Below are 2,200 nucleotides of genomic sequence, written 5' to 3' on the forward strand. Positions count from 1 at the left end.
TTCTTCAAGCTCCTCGACGAACTGACCATCGCCCGCTCGCGCAAGCACATTCAGAAATACTACCAGGCCACCATCGCCCAACTCGGCGGCTTTCCGAAGCGCGAAAAACCCGTTTCCCTTTATCCCGAGATCGACCTGCACGGGCGCTTCCTCTCCTACGACAAGCTCAACGACGAAATCGCCGCCTACAAACTGTCGCTGTTCAACCCGTCCCGCTTTGTCATGGAGGCTTACCAGGCCGAGTATGAGCGGAAAGGCGCGTTTCCATTCACGCAGGGCCAGCGCGAAACCTTCCTCATCGGCATGATGAAGGTGAACTTCCTCAAGCGTCTTGAAAGCTCCGTCAAATCGTTTGAGATCACGATGGAGCGCACCATCGCCAAGATCGAGGGGCTCGAACAGAAGATCAAAAACTTCCAGGCCTTGCCCAAACAGCATTCCGAATCCGCGGAGCTGGAACTCGAATTCGACGACCCCGGCCACGACGAAGAGCTGGAGGACGCCATGCAGGTGGGCGGCAAACTGAAGTTTCGCTTGAATCACCTCCGGCTCGACGGCGACGACGGCTGGCTCAAAGCGCTCAAGCGCGATAAGGACCAGCTCCGTATCCTCTACAACGCCGCGCGGGATGTCACACCCGAGACTGACGCCAAGCTGGCCGAACTCAAGAAGCTCATCGCCGCCAAGGTCGCCAAACCCACGACCAACAAACTGGGCGAGCCGAACCGGAAAGTCCTCGTTTTCACCGCGTTTGCCGACACCGCCGCCTACCTCTATGAATCGCTGCTCGACTGGGCGCGCCAGGAACTCGGCATCCACTTGGCCCTGGTCTGCGGCGGCGGCGACACCCGCGCCACCTTCGGCGCGAGCGCTTACGACCAGATTCTTACCAACTTTTCCCCACGCTCCAAGCACCGCGCCAAGATTCCCTCCATGCCACAGCAGGGTGAGATCGACCTCCTCATCGCCACCGACTGCATCAGCGAAGGCCAGAATCTTCAGGACTGCGACACCCTCATCAACTACGACATCCACTGGAATCCCGTCCGCATCATCCAGCGCTTCGGCCGGATCGACCGGATCGGCAGCGCCAGCCACACCGTGCAGCTCGTCAATTTCTGGCCCACCGAAGACCTCAACAAATACATCAACCTCAAGAACCGCGTCGAAGCCCGGATGGCCCTCGTGGACCTCTCCGCCACCCTTGAAGACAACGTACTCAAGAACGAGGAACTCGAAGACCTCATCGCCGATGACCTCCGCTACCGCGACAAGCAACTGCTTCGGCTCAAAGACGAAGTCCTCGACCTCGAAGACTTCGGCGACAGCGTCTCTCTCACCGAATTTACCCTCGACGACTTCCGCCTTGAGCTGCTGAAATACCTCGAGGCCAACCGCGCCGCCCTCGAAGCCGCCCCCTTCGGTCTCTACACCTGCGCTCCGCCGCACCCCGACTACCCAGCCATCGGTCCTGGCGTCATCTTCTGTTTCCGGCTGGAGGGCCAGCGCGGCGGCGCCACCGACGCCAAGCCCGCGCCGAGCGCGTCCATCAACCCGCTCCATCCCTACTTTCTCGTTTACGTCCTGGACGACGGCAATGTCCGCTTCGGCTTCGCCCACCCGAAGCAGATTCTCGACATCTACCGGATCCTCTGTTCGGGCAAGGGGGAGGTCTACGCCCCGCTTTGCCATCTGTTCGATCAGCAAACTCAGCACGGCAGCAACATGAAGGCTTACGACGCACTCTTGCAAAAAGCCGTGGATTCCCTCGCCGCCACCTTCCGCAAGCGCGCGGCCTCCGGCCTCCAATCCGGGCGCAGCTTCGTTCTGCCCAATGCGCAGGAACAGGTTCACGAAAAGACCGACCTCGAACTCGTCACCTGGCTCGTTATCAAGGCATCATGAAAACCGCCCTCGCCCGTTTCCAGACCCTTCCACTCAAGGACGCTGCCCGGCAACTTCTCGCCCGGCTGGGCTACCAGAGCGACAAATTCATCGCCGGCGCCGGCTCCTCACCGCAATCCTTCCTCGATCTCTTCGGCGCCAGCCACGCCTTCGACCCGGCCAAGGCTTTCGTCTCCGAGTGGAAAACTGCCGATCTCCTCTTCCAGCTCACCGATCAGGAACTCAGCCGCGAATCCACCCTCTTCACCGACGCCTCGGTGCAAGCCGGTCTGCTGAAATCCTACGTGTTCATCGC

2 protein-coding genes are annotated in these 2,200 nt (G+C 60.5%); both read left to right on the forward strand.

The annotated features are described in order from the left end of the window. On the forward strand, window positions 1-1,905 hold a 1,905-nt coding region (locus IAE77_RS28740; RefSeq protein ID WP_294234636.1), incomplete at its 5' end, for a helicase-related protein. After that, window positions 1,902-2,200, forward strand: a 299-nt coding sequence (locus IAE77_RS28745) for a hypothetical protein (RefSeq protein WP_294234641.1), incomplete at its 3' end; no start/stop codon positions are given. The genes IAE77_RS28740 and IAE77_RS28745, both read left to right, overlap by 4 nt.

The organism is Prosthecobacter sp., assembly GCF_014879935.1.
Taxonomy (GTDB): domain Bacteria; phylum Verrucomicrobiota; class Verrucomicrobiia; order Verrucomicrobiales; family Verrucomicrobiaceae; genus Prosthecobacter.